Below are 16,495 nucleotides of genomic sequence, written 5' to 3'. Positions count from 1 at the left end.
TCAATCCTTCTTGAGGGTGACCACCGGCAGGTACGCCGTGCGGGTGGTGCCGTCGATCTGTTCGTAGTCCAGGCCATCCCAGGCGTCGCGGTCAAAGGCCGCGCCTTCCTGGAGGGCGTGCGAGAGGAGTGCGCGGATGGAGTTGATGTGCTGTTCCTCCGGCGGGAGCTGTCCCCAGGCCTCGGCCAGGGTGGACGCGCCGGCCACGGCGGCCCGGATGGCCTCGGGACGGGCCTTGCCTGTCCTCGGCGAGCGCACGCGGTCGGAGTCGCTGAAGGCGATGGGGTCGGCCAGCTTGGGCGGGACGGCGAACTCGTCCGGGTCGTAGAGCTTGACCATGGCCAGCGATTCGAACCCGGCGTTGAACAGCTCCGGACCGCGGACCAGGCCAGGCCGTTCGCGTTCATACGGCAGGGTCCTGATGGCCTGCTCGGCTTCGCGCAGGACCTTCCGGAGGCGGACGGACTGCCGGAAGTCGTCGCTCTGGACGTAGGTGTTCAGGCTTTCGCTGAGCTTGCCGTAGATCCGCTGGATCTGGCTGTGCTGGTGGCGGAGCTCGGCCACCAGGTTCTTGAGCGTCTCGCGGTCCTCCGGGGAAAGGTCGTCGGCGAACTGCCGGCTGAGGACCTCACCGATGGCCGACCGGAACCGGAGCTGCTGCTGCGGGTCTTCCAGGAATGCGGTGAAGGAGCGGAAGGTCCTGCCTTCGGGGCTCTGCCGCAGCCGCTTGTCCGCGTCGAGCACCTGCGCCATGGTGGCGCCTTTGCTCAGCGACTCCTCGATGATCTGGTTGCGCAGCTCGCCCACCAGTTCCTCGATGCGGTCGCGCATCTTTTTGTAGTCGGCGGGCAGGCTGGCGGCGAGGTCCAGGATGTTCCCGGCGGCTTCCACCGCTTCGTCGTCGTCCAGCAGGCCGTCAAAGTCGCCGGAGCTGATGTCCTGGATCAGCTGCTGCCGTTCCCCGATCTCGTCCTCAAGGGATTCCAGCCGGGCACTCTGGTCCGGATTGGTCTCATTGGCCAGCTTCTCCACGTCGCCGAGGAGGGTACCCAGCCGCGAACCGTTCAGTGTGGAACGCTCGCTGGAAAGGCTGTCCAGGAAGGCAAGCACGCGGGCGGCCGGCTCGGTCACCTCGTAAACGATCTGCCCCGACTGGTTGCGGCGGGTCAGGAAATGCTTGCGTGTCCACTCGTCCGCATAGTTCCTGCCGGACGACGTGCCGATGGCGGCACCACCCGGCCCGGGCTCCTGGCGCCGGAGCTGTTCAAGGAAGGAGTCGACGTCGGCGTGGAACTCCTCGAGCGGAAGCTGCGGACGCGTGCGGGTAAAGGATGCCTGCAGCACCGCGATCACCCAGGGCGCCGAGCGCGTCAGGGCCCAGGCGGGTCCCTTTGTGAGGAGTTCGAGGTCCCGGAGCCGGGCACTGATCGCGTCAGCGGATGACCTGGCGGAGCGGGGCACGCACTCTCCTTCAGCTGCTGGGGGATGGTTGGGCAGCGCGGATCGCGAAAGCTGCCAACTACAAGGTTAACGCAGGCCCCGCGACCGAATAATCGTTGTACCTTGCTGGCCGCGGGAGCACACTGTTTAGATCACCTGAGAGGAGTTTGTCATGCGTGAAAAAGCTGCACTGATCACCGGCCTGGCGGCTGCGGCTGTCATTCTGGGTGGCGCGACAGTGGCGGTCGCCGCGAGCACCGGGACCAGCGGAGATCAGCCCTTGAGCAAGATCGGGGTCAACGTCGACCGGTCAGTGCCGGTGTCCACCGTCCCGGGGCCTGAGCGGGACGACGATTCCAATCTGGCACCACTTAACACTGCGGACCATGACCAGGCCGCGAACGCCGCATTGGCCAGGGTGGGCCAGGGCAGTGTCATCGAGGTGGAACGGGAAAATGACGGGAACGTCGCGTACGAGGTTGAAGTCAGGCTGGACAACGGTTCCCAGGTTGAGGTGGGGCTCGGCGCCGACTTCGCGGTCCTGAACCAGGCCGCCCCGGAGTTCGACGACGACTGAAGGCAAGCGCGGACAGTGACTTCCGCGACCGCTCCGTGACCTACGTCCCGGTAGCATTGCGATCCCGCATCAACCCGCCGTGACGGCGGGGCAGGTCTGGCTGGGACGCGTCAGCACCCCCTACGCTCATGCTACTGATCTCAACCGAAGCAACGGCGCAGCAGGGGGAACAATGCAGTTCGACTTAAGTGCAGTGGAGACGGCCACCATGGTGTTCATCGGAACCCTGGTGTTTGGCCTGGTCCTGGTGGCCTTCGTCCTGACAGCGGGCTTCCTGGCCCTGGTCATGGTTGGGGTAGGCAAGTTCGCCTGGTTCCTCGCCTCCACGACGCTGCTGACGGTGGTCCACGGGATCAACAGCGGCTGGGACAGGCTGGTCCACCACGCCTCCACCGGATCCCCGGGGGACTTCCAGGGCCAGCCATCCCCTAGCACTGGAAGCTACCCGCGGGTAATGTTGAGAGACAGCTGAAGGGTTCTCCAACCCGGCGGATCCATGGCTTGAACCGGCCATCCCGGTCAGAGGAGATACCCCATGAGCTTCGCCACTGACAGTCCCGCCACGAACCCACCTGCCACCGAAGTTCCTGCCACGGATGCCCCGGACGCCGAAGTCCCCGTCGCCGCGGCCAATATTGGGCCCGAAGCCACCGCGGCGGACGCCCGGGCACTTGCTGAAGCCTCCCGCGAACTCGACTGGGACCGGCCCAGCTTCGCCAAGGGACTCTACCTGGGGAATTTCGACCTCAGCCTCATCCACCCCTGGCCGAAAGCGAACGCCGATGACGTGGTACGCGGTGAGGCCTTCATGGAGCGCCTCACCGCGTACGCCCGCACCATGTCCGGGCGCGTGATCGAACGCGAGGCCCGGATCCCGGACGAGTACCTCCAGGGCCTGGCGGGCCTGGGCGTCTTTGGCATGAAAATCCCGCAGGAGTACGGCGGGCTCGGCCTGTCCCTGGTCTACTACGGCCGGGCCCTGGCGCTGCTCGGCAGTGTCCACCCGAGCATTGGCGCCCTGATCTCCGCGCACCAGTCCATCGGCGTCCCCGAGCCCGTGAAGGTCTTTGGCACGCCGGACCAGAAACGCGAGTACCTGCCGCGCTGCGCCGCCGGCGCCATCACGGCTTTCCTCCTGACGGAACCGGACGTGGGCAGCGATCCCGCCCGGATGGGCAGCACCGCCGTTCCCACGGACGACGGCGGGAGTTACGTCCTGGACGGCGTGAAACTCTGGACCACCAACGGTGTGATCGCCGAGCTGGTGGTGGTGATGGCCGTGGTGCCGGCCCACACCGATAAGGACGGCACCGAACATAAGGGCGGCATCAGCGCCTTTGTGGTGGAAATGGACTCCCCCGGCATCACCGTGGAGAACCGCAACACGTTTATGGGGCTGCGTGGGATCGAAAACGGTGTCACCCGCTTCCACCAGGTGCGGGTGCCTGCGGCAAACAGGCTGGGCCGCGAGGGCCAGGGCCTGAAGATCGCCCTCACCACTCTGAACACGGGCCGGCTTTCCCTGCCGGCGTTGTGCGTCGCGTCCGGCCGCTGGAGCCTGAAGATCGCCCGGGAATGGTCCAACGCCCGCACCCAGTGGGGTCAGCCGGTGGGCAAGCACGAGGCCGTGGGCAAGAAGATCGCCTTTATCGCCGCGTCGGCCTTCGCCCTGGACGCCGTCTTCGAACTGTCCGCGGAACTCGCCGACGCCGGGCAGAAGGACGTGCGGATCGAGGCTGCCCTGGCCAAGCTGTGGTCCTCCGAGATCAGCTACCGGATCGCCGACGAACTGGTCCAGATCCGCGGCGGCCGTGGCTTCGAGACGGCGGAGTCCTTGGAAGCCCGGGGAGAACGCGCGGTTCCGGCCGAGCAGCAGCTGCGCGACCTCCGGATCAACCGGATCTTCGAGGGCTCCTCGGAGATCATGAAACTCCTCATCGCCCGGGAAGCCGTGGACGCCCACCTGGCCGCCGCGGGCGACCTTGCGTCCGTGGACGCGAGCCTCCAGGACAAAGCGAGGGCTGCCGTCGGGGCTTCAGGTTTTTATGCCCGCTGGCTGCCCAAACTGGTGGCCGGCGCCGGAATGGACCCCCGGTCCTACAGCGACTTCGGCAGGCTGGCCAAGCAACTGCGCTTTGTGGAACGGTCCTCGCGCCGGCTGGCCCGCCAGACGTTCTACGGCATGGGGCGCTGGCAGGCGAAGCTGGAGTACAAGCAGGCGTTCCTGGGCCGGGTGGTGGATATCGGCGCCGAGCTGTTCGCCATGGCCGCCTGCTGTTCCCGGGCAGAGATGATCCTTCGCACCACGCCCGAACGTGCCGCCAGTGCCTACGAACTTGCAGAGGCATATTGCGAGCAGGCCCGCGTCCGCATTGACGAGTACTTTGACCAGCTGTGGCGGAACACGGACGACGTCGACCACATCCTTTCGCGCAAGGTCCTGGCCGGGGATTACACCTGGCTTGAGGCGGGCGTACTGGATCCGTCGGAGGGCACCGGCCCGTGGATCGCCGATGCCACGCCGGGGGCGTCCACCAAGGAGAACCTGCACCGGAAGTACCGCTAGCAACTCATAAGCATCCTTGTTATCGCTGGTCACCAGTGGTTGAGTTGACCCATGAGCAACCAAACGGACCCAGAGGACAGGCTTCCGCCGACGACGCGGAACGCGAATCTACGGAATGAAACTGCTCGTGATCAATCCTTCGCCAGTGGCGAGCCCACGCGAGCCTTCGAACAGACGCCAGAGTCCTATGCCGAGCCGGGATATGCCCGGGCAGCCCCAGCGCCGATGGCCGACGCTTCGGTGCTGGATCCACGCCTGACGGATCCGCGCCTGACCGACCAGCAGACGGCCGTAGCCAGGGAGAAGGAACAGTTCGGCGGCATCAAAGTGGGCTCGGCCTTTTTCGGCTGGCTCGCTGCCACCGGCATGGCCGTCCTGCTCACAGCCTTTGTGGCCGCAGCCGGAACCGCGGTAGGCCTGGCGAACAACACCGACGTGAACGAGGCCGTCAACCAGGTGACGACCAACGGCGCCGTCGGGCTGGTGGGCATCATTGTCCTGCTGGTGGTCCTGTTCGTCTCCTACTACTCCGGCGGCTACGTTGCCGGCCGGATGGCCCGGTTCAACGGCGCCCGGCAGGGTTTTATGGTGTGGATCTGGGCGCTTATTGCCGCGGTGGTGATTGCTCTGCTGGGCATCATCGCCGGCCAGCAGTTCAACGTCCTGGCCAACCTGAACAGCTTCCCCCGGATCCCCATCAACGAAGGCGAACTGACGCTCACCAGCATCATTGCCGCCGTTGTGGTGGCCCTGGTCGCGCTGGTGGGTGCCGTGCTCGGCGGCCTGGCGGGCATGCACTTCCACCGCAAGGTGGACCGGGCAGGCTTCACGCCGGACGAAACGTACAACGGGGGCTAGGCGAGCATCACGGCGTCGACGTAGTACCAGCGGCGGTTCTCGCGGACAAAACGGCTGGTTTCGTGGTGGACTCCGCGTTCGCCGTCGTGCCGGAAGTGGGCCTTGAACTCCACGGTCCCCTCAGTATCCAGCGGGCCGCCGCGGCTCGTGGACAGGATGTCCAAGCGGCGCCACTCCATGGCAGGATCCAGCTCCAGATCCGAAGGGGCGGTGTCCGGATACCAGGTTTTCCGGAGATATTCGGCGTTCCGCAGGACAAACGCACTGTAGCGGGAGCGCATCAGCTGCTCCGCTGTGGCGGCTTCGGCCCCGCCATTATGGAACCGTCCGCAGCAGTCCGCGTAGGCCTCGCCGGACAGGCAAACGCAGTTGCCGGCGTGGATCGGGTTCTCGGTCATGGTGCTCCTGTCGCGGTTGTCCGGACCGCTTTCGGCGGCCTCGTGGATCCCTTCCGACTATAGGCCGCAGCCGGTGTTGTCATATCCGGTAACAGCTTCGAAACAACCTCGGACGAACCCCGCCCGGGAGCGGCAGGACCGAAAAATAGTCCGTAAGGTGGAGGAGGGCTGTTGCCCGTGGTGATGAGTGCCGGGACGGACTCCGCCGCCGGCAGAGAGGAGAGATGACGTGGGAGATTCAACGACGATCGCTCTCAACCTGACTTTTTTCGGCACGCTCGGCCTGGCGCTCCTGATGTTCCTGGGCCTGTTCCTGCTGGTGGTCATCACCTTGCTGCTTGCCGGCGCCGGGCGGCTGTTTGTGCTGACCGTAATGGCCCTCTTTGGGCGGCTCCCCAAACACGAAACCCTCCCCCTGGTCCGCCTGACCGGGGAGTCCGTGCCGCCGTTGGGCGCCCCCGACGGAACGCACGACGACGGCGCTGCCGCCCCGTCTGCCGGCCAGCCGGCCCGCGCCGGGGTGCTGCGGGCAGCATTGGTGGCACGGGCCGGCGCCCCACGGACGACAACCGGCGCAGCCCTGTCCACGATGTTTGCCCACAGCGCGGCCGCCGTGGCCGCAGTGAGCGCGCCGGGCAGCTGGCGCAAAGCCCTTCAAGACGCCCGCACCTTCCTGAAACCCTCCGAACTCCGGCCCCGCTTCCACCATGCAGTGGAGCATCACCCGCTGCTCACCGCGGCCCGCAAGGAACCCCCGGTGCTCGCCGAGGACTGGGCTGCCGCGGTGGCCGAAGCAGATGCCCGGGCCATGGCGCGCGCCCGGGCGGCCGCCCCCGAAATCAAGATCTCGGTCCGCGATCTTCCCGGTCCCTCCGTTCCCGCGGCGAAGGTGGAAGCGGTGGCTCCGTTAGTGGAGTCAGCGCTGCACCAGGACAACCCTGCGCGGGACAATTCCAACCGCGACCCCAGCCGTGAGAGCGTCGGCCTTGGAGCCGCCCGCTCCTTCACGAAGCCGCCCACCCCCGCGCCCCTGTCCCTGCTGGACACCGGATCGCTGGTGTCGTTGTCCGGCCACGCGAACGTCCTCAAGGCCAAGCTGCCTGCCGACCGGAGCTGAGGACCGTGCAGCTCCCGGGCCGTCACAAACCGTCGCTGCCCCGGCCCGCGTTACCCCGTGCTACGAAAAGCGAAGCACTGTGGCATCTTCCTGCGGGCTGGCCCCGAATTTGTGTAGCGTCGTGACGATCCAGAGCAATCCGCGTGGGAAATCGATTGTGAGGAGCCGGGGATGAGCCTCAGCGAACTTCGCGTGTTCGGGCGGTCCGGCACGCCCATTAGCCCGCTCATACTGGGCACCATGAACTTTGGCTAAGGGTCGGGCGGCGCAGCCGGCGGCCTCCAGGCAGGCGGCGCCCCCACCGGCGCGGATGAAAGCATCCGCATCATCCAGACCGGATCGATCTGTACCAGGCGCACCGGCCGGACTACAACACCGACGTGCTCGAGACCATCACCGCCCTGAACGACCTCATCCGGCAGGGAAAGATCCTCTACTACGGCACCTCGGTGTTCACCCCGGCGCAGCTCGTGGAGGCCCAGTGGCTGGCCACCACCAACCACCTGATCCCGCCCGTAGCCAACCAGGTCCCCTATTCGATGCTGGTCCGCGGCAACGAACGCGATGTCCTGCCCGTTGCGCAGCAGTACGGCCTGGGTGTACTCGCCTACGGTCCGCTGGCCGGGGGCTGGTTGTCCGGCGAGTTCGTCCTCGATGCCGGGAAACCGCCAACCCGAGTGCACTCACTTCCGGGACGCTCCGACATTTCCGGGCCGTCCAGCGAGCGGAAGCTGCTGGCTGCGGACGCGCTGGCCCGGCTGGCCGACAAGCTGGAAATCTCGCTCGTGGAACTGTCCATCGGGTTCGCGCTGAACCACCCCGCCGTCAGCAGTGTGATCATCGGCCCGCGCACCGAGGACCATCTCAAGGCCTATCTCAAGGCCGCGGACACCCTCCTGGGGGAGTCCGTGCTGGACGCGATCGACGAACTGGTGCCGCCTGGGACCAACTTCGTGGAGCGCGACGCCGGGGCGATAGTGCCGTCCCTGGAGTACGCGGAACTCCGCCGCCGCTGATCGCGGGGGGCGGCCGCAACGCCGTCGTGCGTTTGCGGAAAGCCCTTTCCCTCAATAACTTTCTCCGCTAGCGTGGAAACCATGGAATTCAGATACCTCGGAAACAGCGGCCTCAAAGTCTCGGAAATCACGTTCGGCAACTGGCTGACGCACGGCTCACAGGTGGAGAACGACGTCGCCACCCAGTGCGTGCGGGCCGCGCTCGACGCCGGCATCAGCACCTTTGACACGGCGGACGTCTACGCCAACACAGCAGCGGAAACAGTCCTCGGCGAGGCACTGAAGGGCGAACGCCGGGAGTCCCTGGAGATCTTCACCAAGGTCTTCGGCCCCACCGGCCCCAAGGGCAAAAACGATCTGGGCCTGTCCCGCAAGCACATCATGGAGTCGATCAACGGCTCGCTCAGCCGGCTCCAGACGGACTACGTGGACCTCTACCAGGCCCACCGGTACGACTTCGAAACGCCGCTGGAAGAGACCATGCAGGCGTTCGCGGACATTGTCCGCCAAGGCAAGGCGCTGTACATCGGCGTCAGCGAGTGGACCGCGGAGCAGCTCCGCGAGGGCCATGCCCTGTCCAGGCAACTGGGTTTCCAGCTGATCTCCAACCAGCCGCAGTACTCCATGCTGTGGCGCGTCATCGAGGCCGAGGTTGTGCCGGCGTCGGAGGAGCTGGGCGTGTCCCAGATCGTCTGGTCCCCCATGGCGCAGGGTGTGCTGAGCGGAAAGTACCTGCCCGGCCAGCCTGCGCCCGAAGGCAGCCGCGCCACGGATGACAAGGGCGGCGCCAGGATGATCCAGCGCTGGATGCGTGACGACGTCCTCGCCGGTGTCCAGGACCTCAAGCCGATCGCCGCGGAAGCCGGGCTCACCATGCCCCAACTCGCGGTTGCCTGGGTGCTGCAGAACCCGAACGTTGCCTCCGCCATCGTCGGGGCGTCGCGCCCTGAGCAGCTCGCAGACACCGTGGCCGCTGCGGGTGTGACGCTGGAGCCTGAGGTCCTGAAGAAGATCGACGACGCCATCGGCTCACTCGCGGAACGCGATCCGGCGCAGACCAAGTCCCCCGCCACCCGGGAAGCCTAGGAGCAGCCCTCGAAGTCCGTGAGCACCTGGACCTTGTCCGCCGAGGCCGAGCTGGGGTCGAACGTGTAGCCGATCCATTCGCGGGCCAGCCTGCTGGCCAGTTCCACTCCTACAACGCGCTGCCCCATGGCGAGGACCTGGCAGTCATTGGACAGGACGGACCGCTCCACGGAGAACGAATCATGGGCCGTCGTGGCGCGGATTCCGTCCACCTTGTTGGCGGCAATCGCCACACCGATTCCCGTGCCGCAGAACAGAATGGCACGGTCGGCACGCCCGTCGCGGATCAGCTCTCCCGCCGCAATACCAACGTACGGGTAGGGCCTGACGAAGTCCGCCGGGGCGTCGCTCCGGTTGACCCCGATGTCGATGATTTCGCTGATCCTCGGGTCGTCCTGCAGGTCGGCCAGGATGCGGTTTTTGTAGTCGACGCCGGCCTCATCGGCGCCCAGGACCAGACGCAGTCCCGGGGTTGCTGGTGTGGGGGTTGCTGGGTCCATGGTCATGAAAGTGCCCTTGCGGTCTGGTTGGATGTGATACGTGATTGACTGGAGCCGGGCTGGCCCGAACCTGCCAGGAAGGGCCCCATGACCGTGAAAATCATGGCGAGGGACGTGGCTCCGGGGTCCGGCGTGCCCAGGCTCTTCTCCGCCAGTGGCCGCGCCCGTCCCTTCAGTGGGCGGAGTGCGGCCGTGGCCTCGGCCGCCGCCACAGCGTCAAGGGCCGCGGAGGCCCAGGCCTGACGCGGTTCTGCACCCTCCTGCACCAGCCGGGTGAAGGCTTCCGTGAACGGCAGGAGCGCATCCACCATTGTCTTGTCGCCCGGTCCGGCCTTCCCCAGGTCAGTGATTCTGGCAGCGAAGGCGCTCATTCCGGCCGCCAGTTCCTCGGCGCCAGGGACCCTGTGGTCCCCCAAGGATTCGCCCAACGCCCGCAGCCCCGCACCCCATAGAACTCCGGAGGTGCCGCCGGCCTTGTCTGCCCAGGCGTCACCGGCGGCGACCAGGACCGAGCCCGCCCCGGCACCTCGGGTACCGGCCGCGGCGCCTGCTGTGGCGGCGGCGTCGCTCCCGCGGACCATTCCGCGGCCGTGGTCACCGTCGCCGGCCACGGCATCGAGGTCCCCCAGCCGCGACTCGGCCGCATGCAGCGATTGGCGGGCGGCTTCGAGCGCCGCAACGCACTGGACGGCGTAGGTGCGGGAGTCGGCGTCGGCCTCGAATGGCGCATCGGCCGTCCCGGCGTCGGACGTTTCCTCGCCGGAGGCGTCCCCTGACTGAACGGCGGTAGTTCCTCGGCGGTACGCAGGGGTTTCCGCGGGCGCCGTCCAGAGCGGTTCCAGCTCCGCATCCAGCCAGGTGATGGTGAGGGAGACGCCGGACATGTCGAGGCTGGTGACGAGCTCGCCCACCTCGGGCTTCACCCGCGTGTAGCCGGCGTCCCGCAGGAGCGGGGCCACGGTCAGCCAGAGGACAAAGAGCTCCTCGTGCTTGGTGGACCCCAGCCCATTGAGGATCACCGCGAGCCGGTCGCCGGCGCCGGGCGGGGTTTCGGCCAGCAGCCGGGCCACAAATTCCTGGCCGAGTTCACTTGGCGGACGGCAAATCGGTGTCGAACAGGCCGGGTTCGCCGTGGATTCCCAGGCCGAGGCCCATCTGCTTGTCCGGGAGCGTAAACAGCGGGGCGTCGGCGCCGGGAAACGTGCAGCCGTGGAAAGCGCTGCCGATGGTCCTCGTCAGGCTGTTGGCCTTCCGGCCCAGGCGGACGACGTCGGCCAGGTCAGCGCCCGCCTCAGCTGCAGCGCCCATGATCTTGAAGACCGTGAAGTCACCGGCGATGCCGCGGCGTTTGTCGGATTCCGACGGCGGTGCGCTGGCGATGTCGTCGGTGACCAGGACGTTCTCGACCTGGATCCCTTCGGCGGCGAGGCGTTCGCTGGCCATGCCGAAGTTCATCACGTCCCCGGAGTAGTTGCCGTAGGTGAAGATGACGCCGGCGCCCGAATCCGCGGACTTGGCCACGGCGTAGGCCTGCTGCGCCGAAGGCGACGTGAAGATGTTGCCCACCACGGCGCCGTCGGCCAGTCCGGTGCCGATCAGCCCGGCGAACGCCGGGTAGTGTCCGGAACCGCCGCCGGCGAGGACCGCCACTTTGGGCTTGGCGGGGCGGTGGCGCCGCACGGCGCCGCCGGGGACCTGACGCACCAGCCCGGAATGGATGTCGCAGAATCCGGCCAGGGCCTCTTCTGCGAATTCGGAGGGATTGTTGAAAATCTTGGTCATGGTGGGCTCTCTGACGTGGACTTAGTCTTCTGGGTGGAGCGCTGTTAGTGGATGTGGCTTCCGCCGTTGATGTCGATGGTGGTTCCGGTGAGGTACGCGGATTCCTCGGAGGACAGGAACGTGATGACGGCCGCGATCTCTTCGGTCGTGGCGTTCCGCCCCAGGGGGATGCCGGCGTTGATGGCGGCTTCCTGCTCGTCGGTGCTGCCCACCCGGATGTTGGTATCCACGGCGCCGGGCGTGATGGCGTTCACGGTGACGCCGGTGGCGCCAATTTCGCGGGCCAGCGCCTTGGTCAGGCCCAGGATCGCGGCCTTCGCGGCGGAGTAGGGGACCTTGCCGAACACGCCGCCGCCGCGCTGGGCGGAGACCGAGGACATGTTGACGATCCTGCCCCAGCCGTTCTCGATCATGTCCGGCAGGAACGCCTTGGTCACCAGGTAGGTGCCGGTGGCGTTGACGTCCATCACCTTGTGCCAGAGCTCCAGCGTGGTCTCCAGGAACGGGACCGGGGAGGTGATGCCGGCGATGTTGGCGAGGGCTCCGACCGGGGGCAGGATGCCGGCAATGATCTCCGCCTTGACCGCCGCGTAGGCGGTGTTGACGGAGCTTTCGTTGGCGACGTCGATCTCGTGGCCGAAGGCAGGCACGTTGAACTCATTGCCGATGTCTGCGGCGACTTTTGCGGACTTCTCGCCGTCCAGGTCCAGGATAACCACCGCCCAGCCCTGGCTGGCGTAGCGGCGGGCGGTGGTGATGCCGATGCCGCGGTCCGAGGTTGCCCCGGTGAGGACGGCGGTGCGCTGGATGGTGGTGGTCATGATGCTCCTTGGATGGTGTGTTGTGTCAGATGAGGTCGGTGATGTAGCTGGCAGCCTTGGCGGCGGCCGCGGGGCGTTCGTCGTGCGTGACGTCGCTGGTTTCGAGCTCGAGGGAGAAGTGGCCGGTGTAGCCACTCGCCGCGAGGCCGCTGAGCCCGGCGGCGAAGTCTGCCTGGCCGTTGCCGATGCTGAGGTTGATGTTGCCGGGCACGGCATCGCGGAGGTGGACGTGGGAGATCCGGCCCTCGTGGCGGGAGAGGTACTCCAGCGGATCTTCGCCGGCGGCGACAATATGGCTGAAGTCCATAACAATTCCGACGCCGGTATCCGCCAGCCGCCCGGCCAGCAGTTCCGCGCGTTCCAGGTTCCAGCAGAACCTCAGGAAGTGCAGGGATTCGGTCCAGAGCTCGACACCGAACTCCGCCGCCCGCTGTCCGGCATGGACCAGGTGGGCGGCAATTTGGTCCAGGTCCTCGTCGACGCTCCGAACCGGTTCGTGGCTCAGCGCCCCGCACGGAAGGACCAGCGCCTTCGCCCCGGTGTTGGCGGCGAGCGTGAGCAGCGCCTCGAGGTGCCGTTCGCGGGAAACCTGCTGGCCGTCGTCGAGCACTGCGTTGAGATCGCCGATATCTCCGTTGACGGAACGGACGCGCAGGCCGGAGGCTGCAACTTCCGCCGTCACCGCAGTAACGGCAGCTGCATCCAGGTCGTACGGCACGTGGTCGCATACTCCCGGGAGGGCGCCGAGATCGATTTCGTCGAAGCCCAGGCCGCTGATGGTCCGCAGAGCGGCCGGCAGGTCTTGGTGCCTGAAGCTGATGGAAGAGCAGCCGAGTCGGGAATTGAACATCGTCGTTGATCCTCTGAACGAGTGGGTGGTGATGTGAATCACTGTAGATGATTTCATTGTTGACAGTCAACCTCAAACATTGACTGTTGACATTGATGCATGATGTGGGTCACACTGGCATATCATTTGTTAACAGTCGACAGCGACGGTGCGGAAGCGTTCCTCGCTCTTCGAAAGGGATTCAGCAATGAGCAATGAGGCTCTCAAAATGCGCGGCCACGTGCATGGCACAAAGGACGCAAAGCGCGTCGCAATCGGGTCCGGCGTTGGCGCCGTTATCGAGACGTATGACTTCATCGGCTTCGGCACCGCGGCTGCACTGTACTTCGGCACGGCGTTCTTCCCCACCGGCGATCCGGTGACGGGCACGCTGGCAGCCTTCGCCACCCTCGGCGTCGGCTTCGCCGCCCGCCCCATCGGCGGCATCATCGGCGGGCACCTCGGCGACAAGGTGGGCCGCAAGCCGGTTCTGGTGGCCTCCCTGATCCTGATGGGTGTGGCCACGTTCATCATCGGCCTCCTGCCCACCTACGGCCAGGTGGGCTTACTCGCTCCCGCGCTGCTGGTCTTCGTCCGCATCGTCCAGGGCCTTGCTTTCGGTGCCGAATGGGGCGGCGCCATCCTGATGAGCTACGAGCACGCGCCCTGGAAGTCCAAGGGCAAGTACACCGGCATCGTGCAGGCTGGCTTCCCCGTTGGCCTCCTGCTCGCCAACCTCGTGTTCCTGGTCAGCGTGAACCTCGGCGGCGAACTCGCCTGGCGTGTTCCATTCCTGGCCAGCATCGTCCTGGTTGTGGTGGGCCTGATCATCCGCGCCAAGGTCCCCGAATCTCCGGTCTTTGACGAGGTCAAGGACAGTGGCGCGATCGTGAAGTCCCCGATCATCGAGGTCATCAAGACTGACTGGCGCAGCATCGTCAAGGGCATTGGCCTCCGCATCGCCGAGACCGCCGGCTACGCCGTCTCCATCACCTACATGATTTCCTACCTCCACACCCAGCAGCTCGCTGACAAGACCGAAACTCTCGTCGCCCTCTGCATCGCTTCCTTCATCGGCATCTTCGCCACCATGGCCTGGGCACGGCTTACGGACAGGATCGGCCGCCGGCCACTCTACATCTGGTCCACAGCCTTCGCACTGTTGTTCGGCGTCCCGATGTTCCTCCTGGTCAACACCGGAATGTTCATCGCCATCATCGCCACCGTCGCCATCTCCTACGCCGTTTGCCAGAACTCCCTCGCCGGCGCCCAGGGCGCCTGGTTCCCCGAGCTCTTCCAGGCCAAGACCCGCGCCTCCGGCGCCTCACTGGCCTACCAGATCTCCGCCATGGTCTCTGGATTCACCCCCTTCGTCACCACACTCCTGTTCGTTTCCCTGGGCTGGATGGGCCCCGCCCTCCTCTTCAGCTTCTACGCGGCCATCGGCCTGTGGGCCGCCTTGGTCACCCGGGAGACCTGGGGCAAGCGCGAGCGGCAGCTCGCGGATGAGGCCACCAAAAGCACGCCCCAGTCGGTGAGCGTCTGATGACCGTGACTCACGAACTGCACTCACACGAACTCCCCCAGAAGGAACGCATGATCCAGGAAACGGCTGCGGAACGCCTCGAGCGCGTCGGCGCCGCGGCGTACCGGATCCGGCATCACGCTTTGAACATGGGCGAGGTGCAGGGCCAAGGCTACGTGGGCCAGGCCCTCGGCGCGGCAGACATGCTGGCCACCGTGTACTCCGACCAGCTCCGTTTCCGCGCCGAGGACCCCGAATGGGAGGCCCGGGACCGGTTCCTGCTCTCCACCGGGCACTATGCAATCGGACACTACGCGGCCCTCGCCGAAGCCGGCACCATCCCCGTGACCGAACTCGAAACGTACGGCTCGGACGATTCCCGCCTGCCGATGTCCGGGATGTCCACCTACACCCCCGGCATGGAAATCTCCGGCGGATCCCTGGGCCACGGCCTCCCCATCGCCGTCGGCATGGCCCTGGGCCTGCGCTACCAAGGCTCTTCGGCCAGGATCTATAACTTCCTCTCCGACGGCGAACTCGACGAAGGCTCCACCTGGGAAGCGGCCATGGGCGCCCACCACCACCAGCTCGGCAACCTCACCGCCATGGTGGACATCAACGCCCTCCAGGCCGACGGCAAAACCGACAACGTCCTCCGCACCGAACCCGTCACCGAGAAGTGGGAAGCATTCGGCTGGTACACCCAGCGCATCGACGGCAACAACATCGCCGCGCTGCTCGCAGCGTTCGACAACGCAGCCGCCCAGGCCGCCGCCGTCGGACGTCCCTCCGTGATCCTTTGCGACACGAAGGTGGGCCGCGGCGTCCCGCTGCTGGAGGAGCGCGAAAAGGCGCACTTCATGCGCATCGAAGAACACGAATGGAAGACGTGCCGCGAACAGCTGACCGCCGGCTACGAAGGAAAGGACGCCCTATGAGCGCCGCAGCTGTTTCCACGGGACCCGCACCGAAATTGAAGACGTCGGCAATGATCGCGTCCTTCGCCGACCCCGGCCAGAAAACTGCCTCCGCACCGTTCGGGCATGCGCTCGTCAAAGCCGCGCAGGAGAACGACAAGATTGTCGGCCTCACGGCGGACCTCGGCAAATACACCGACATGCACATCTTCGCCCAGGCGTACCCCGAACGGTTCTTCCAGATGGGCATGGCCGAACAGCTCCTCTTCGGCGCCGCCGCAGGCATGGCCGAAACCGGGCTCATCCCGTTCGCCTCCACCTACTCCGTGTTCGCCGCACGCCGCGCCTACGACTTCCTCTGCCTCGACAGCGCCGAACCCAACCTGAATGTCAACATCGTCGGCGGGCTCCCGGGCCTTACCACCGGCTACGGACCCAGCCATCAGGCCACCGAGGACATGGCCATCTTCCGCGGCATGCCCAACCTAACCATCGTGGACCCCTGCGACTCGATCGACATCGAACAGGCCGTCCCCCAACTCGCCGCCAGCGACGGACCCACCTACCTGCGCCTGCTCCGCGGCAACGTGCCCACGGTCCTGGACGAATACGACTACACCTTCGAGCTCGGCAAAGCCAAGGTTTTGCGCGGCGGCAACGACGTTGTCTTCATCTCCTCCGGGCTGATGACCATGCGCGCCCTGCAGGCAGCGAAAGCCCTCGCGGCACACAACGTGGACGTCGCCGTCGTCCACACACCCACCATCAAACCGTTCGACGCCGCCACCGTCCTGGCCGAAATCAACACCGACCGCCTCGCCGTGACGCTGGAAAACCACAGCGTGATCGGAGGCCTCTTCGAAACGGTTGCGTCCGCCATCGTCACCGCCGGACTTGGCAAACGCGTGGTGCCGTTGGCGCTGCCGGACCAGTTCCTCGACGCCGGCGCGCTCCCGACGCTCCACGACCGCTACGGACTCACGGTCCAGAAGATCGTGGCAAAAGTGCTCGCCGAGCTGAAGTAGAAGCGTTTCGCCGGAAGCGCGGGGCCGCACCAGCTGGC

The 16,495-nt window shown here is 66.4% G+C and carries 14 protein-coding genes and 2 pseudogenes; 10 read left to right on the top strand and 6 right to left on the bottom strand.

The window, feature by feature from the left end; all coding sequences use genetic code 11:
• Entirely contained in the window at positions 1-1,461 is a 1,461-nt protein-coding gene (locus NG698_RS16890; protein ID WP_252611150.1) for a DUF3375 family protein, read from the bottom strand.
• 151 nt (positions 1,462-1,612) lie between these two features.
• On the opposite strand from NG698_RS16890, the gene NG698_RS16885 reads away from it, so the two are divergent.
• The 4 genes from NG698_RS16885 to NG698_RS16870 all read left to right on the top strand — a co-directional run bounded on the left by NG698_RS16885 (position 1,613) and on the right by NG698_RS16870 (position 5,441).
• Positions 1,613-2,017, top strand: coding sequence for a PepSY domain-containing protein (locus NG698_RS16885; RefSeq protein WP_252599585.1), 405 nt, complete (start codon positions 1,613-1,615; stop codon positions 2,015-2,017).
• A gap of 172 nt (positions 2,018-2,189) precedes the next feature.
• Positions 2,190-2,489 carry a hypothetical protein gene (locus NG698_RS16880; protein WP_252599586.1) on the top strand — a complete coding sequence of 100 codons (300 nt, stop codon included), beginning with the start codon at positions 2,190-2,192 and terminating at the stop codon, positions 2,487-2,489.
• A 63-nt stretch (positions 2,490-2,552) separates the two neighbouring features.
• Positions 2,553-4,583: an acyl-CoA dehydrogenase family protein gene (locus NG698_RS16875; RefSeq protein ID WP_252599587.1), complete on the top strand. Its 2,031-nt coding sequence runs from the start codon at positions 2,553-2,555 to the stop codon at positions 4,581-4,583.
• Positions 4,584-4,634: 51 nt separating this feature from the next.
• Complete coding sequence (locus NG698_RS16870; protein ID WP_252611148.1) at positions 4,635-5,441, top strand: M48 family metalloprotease; 807 nt, start codon at positions 4,635-4,637, stop codon at positions 5,439-5,441.
• On the opposite strand, the gene NG698_RS16865 is transcribed toward NG698_RS16870, so the two are convergent.
• Positions 5,438-5,839, bottom strand: a complete 402-nt coding sequence (locus NG698_RS16865; RefSeq protein WP_252611147.1) for a YchJ family protein — start codon at positions 5,837-5,839, stop codon at positions 5,438-5,440. The two genes, NG698_RS16870 and NG698_RS16865, sit on opposite strands and share 4 nt — an antisense overlap.
• A gap of 229 nt (positions 5,840-6,068) precedes the next feature.
• On the opposite strand from NG698_RS16865, the gene NG698_RS16860 reads away from it, so the two are divergent.
• From NG698_RS16860 to NG698_RS16850, 3 genes and pseudogenes are all read left to right on the top strand, one after another.
• Entirely contained in the window at positions 6,069-6,956 is an 888-nt protein-coding gene (locus NG698_RS16860) for a hypothetical protein (RefSeq protein ID WP_252611145.1), read from the top strand.
• Between the two features lie 171 nt (positions 6,957-7,127).
• Positions 7,128-7,972, top strand: a pseudogene (locus tag NG698_RS16855) (aldo/keto reductase).
• Positions 7,973-8,053: 81 nt separating this feature from the next.
• Positions 8,054-9,058, top strand: a complete 1,005-nt coding sequence (locus NG698_RS16850; protein ID WP_252599592.1) for an aldo/keto reductase family protein — start codon at positions 8,054-8,056, stop codon at positions 9,056-9,058.
• On the opposite strand, the gene NG698_RS16845 is transcribed toward NG698_RS16850, so the two are convergent.
• From NG698_RS16845 to NG698_RS16830, 4 genes and pseudogenes are all read right to left on the bottom strand, one after another.
• The gene (locus tag NG698_RS16845) at positions 9,055-9,564 is read right to left on the bottom strand and encodes an RpiB/LacA/LacB family sugar-phosphate isomerase (protein ID WP_305887093.1); all 510 of its coding nucleotides are present in this window, start codon (positions 9,562-9,564) and stop codon (positions 9,055-9,057) included. The genes NG698_RS16850 and NG698_RS16845 overlap by 4 nt on opposite strands.
• Positions 9,561-11,340: pseudogene (locus NG698_RS16840) on the bottom strand (dihydroxyacetone kinase family protein). Before NG698_RS16840 ends, NG698_RS16845 begins: the two are co-directional and overlap by 4 nt.
• Before the next feature lie 44 nt (positions 11,341-11,384).
• A complete protein-coding gene (locus NG698_RS16835) occupies positions 11,385-12,161 on the bottom strand; it encodes an SDR family NAD(P)-dependent oxidoreductase (RefSeq protein ID WP_252611143.1) in 777 nt (258 codons plus the stop codon).
• Positions 12,162-12,186: 25 nt separating this feature from the next.
• A complete protein-coding gene (locus NG698_RS16830; protein WP_252611141.1) occupies positions 12,187-13,011 on the bottom strand; it encodes a sugar phosphate isomerase/epimerase family protein in 825 nt (274 codons plus the stop codon).
• 187 nt (positions 13,012-13,198) lie between these two features.
• On the opposite strand from NG698_RS16830, the gene NG698_RS16825 reads away from it, so the two are divergent.
• The 3 genes from NG698_RS16825 to NG698_RS16815 are packed head-to-tail and all read left to right on the top strand — an operon-like array spanning position 13,199 to position 16,457.
• Entirely contained in the window at positions 13,199-14,536 is a 1,338-nt protein-coding gene (locus NG698_RS16825) for an MFS transporter (RefSeq protein ID WP_252611139.1), read from the top strand.
• Positions 14,537-14,586: 50 nt separating this feature from the next.
• Positions 14,587-15,453 carry a transketolase gene (locus NG698_RS16820; RefSeq protein WP_252611163.1) on the top strand — a complete coding sequence of 289 codons (867 nt, stop codon included), beginning with the start codon at positions 14,587-14,589 and terminating at the stop codon, positions 15,451-15,453.
• Positions 15,450-16,457: a transketolase family protein gene (locus NG698_RS16815; RefSeq protein WP_252611137.1), complete on the top strand. Its 1,008-nt coding sequence runs from the start codon at positions 15,450-15,452 to the stop codon at positions 16,455-16,457. The genes NG698_RS16820 and NG698_RS16815 overlap by 4 nt, the downstream gene beginning before the upstream one ends.
• Positions 16,458-16,495 lie beyond the last annotated feature (38 nt).

This window comes from Pseudarthrobacter raffinosi (genome assembly GCF_023913735.1).
Classification (GTDB): Bacteria; Actinomycetota; Actinomycetes; order Actinomycetales; family Micrococcaceae; genus Arthrobacter; species Arthrobacter raffinosi.
This window is presented reverse-complemented; position numbering and strand designations above follow the sequence as displayed.